This is a genomic window from Polaromonas sp. P3_C2 (assembly GCF_056402675.1).
In genome coordinates this window covers 1-1,447 of sequence record NZ_JBFUGX010000880.1, presented here as the reverse complement: position 1 = coordinate 1,447, position 1,447 = coordinate 1, and the positions used below count along the sequence as shown (strand labels likewise).

Here is a 1,447-nt window from a genome sequence, read left to right as displayed (position 1 = left end):
AAGTAACCGCGCAGGTGCGCGGCGCGCTAGTCCATAGCGAGGAGAACCTCGGCCACGTGATTTATGCGATCGGCCTGACAGCCAACTTTCGCAGTCGACCACATGACACCGTCGAAGCGCATGTTGGTTTACTCTCAACATTGCTCCAGTCGAGCCGCTTCGATTCGTGGCTATACCTCTCAAGCACTCGGGTCTACGCGAGCTTGGCGCCAACTGACAGCGCGAAAGAAGATGCGAAAATCTCGATCGCACCGTCGGCCGACAGCCTGTATGACCTCAGTAAGCTTCTCGGTGAAGCCCTGTGTCTTACGCAGGCTTCGCCGGCCGTGCGGGTGGCAAGGCTATCCAATGTCTATGGCCCTGGGCAAGGTAAAGCTACATTCCTGGCGTCGGTGATCCGTGAACTGCGCGAGACCAATAGCGTCACGATCCATGAAAGTCCGACCTCCTGCAAAGATTACGTCGACATCGACGATGTCGTACCGTTGCTCGAAAATATCGCGATTAGCGGCCGGCAGCGCCTCTACAACGTAGCTAGCGGGCAATCCGTATGTCACGCCGAACTGGCACGCGAGCTGGCGGCGCTGACGGGCGCACATATCTCCTTCGCACCAGGCGCGCCCGAGCGCATTTTCCCGACCGTCGACATAGCGGCGGTAACTACCGAGTTCCACTACCTGCCCATGAAGCTGAAAGATCGGCTCTCAGGCTTGTTGTCCACCTATCCCATCCAACACGGAGTACCACTGTGAGCGCCACACCCAACGATCCAATCGCGGCTTTCGAAGCTGAGAAATTCAGCACCATCGCCAGCTATCCCGCCAACAAATCATGGCAATCACTGTCGTCGCAATGGATGGCGGAAGCTTTCCGCGGCCGCTATATGTATAACTTTTCATGGCAGGGCCGACCCATTATCCAGACCCCGGTCGATATGGTCGCGACGCAAGAACTGATCTGGCAGGTCAAGCCGGATCTGATTATCGAAACAGGCATCGCGCATGGCGGCTCATTGCTCATGAGCGCCGCAATGCTGGCGTTGATTGATTACTGCGAAGCCGTCGAAAGCGGCTCCACGCTCGACCCGAAAGCCACATCGCGCCACGTGCTCGGACTCGACATCGATATCCGCAAGCACAATCGCGATGCAATAGAAGCACACCCGATGGCGCACCGCATCCAGATGCTCGAGGGCTCATCGACTGATGAAAAAATCATCGAACAGGTGCACGCGATCGCGAAAAAGYACCGAAAAGTCATGGTATTTCTCGATTCAAACCATACGCACGAGCACGTATTGGCAGAACTCGAAGCCTACGCACCTTTGACAAGTGCGGGCAGTTATTGCTGCGTGTTCGACACGATTGTCGAGGATCTGCCGAACGATATGTTCCCTGATCGCCCCTGGGCACATGGCAACAACCCGAAGACCGCGGTATGGGAATAC

At 56.5% G+C, this 1,447-nt stretch carries 2 protein-coding genes; both read left to right on the top strand.

Annotated features, from left to right (window positions below):
* Positions 1-752, top strand: a 752-nt coding sequence (locus tag AC1DWI_RS23000; RefSeq protein ID WP_477725893.1) for an NAD-dependent epimerase/dehydratase family protein, incomplete at its 5' end; no start/stop codon positions are given.
* Positions 749-1,447: cephalosporin hydroxylase family protein (locus tag AC1DWI_RS22995; RefSeq protein WP_477725892.1), on the top strand; the 699-nt coding region annotated here is incomplete at its 3' end. The genes AC1DWI_RS23000 and AC1DWI_RS22995, both read left to right, overlap by 4 nt.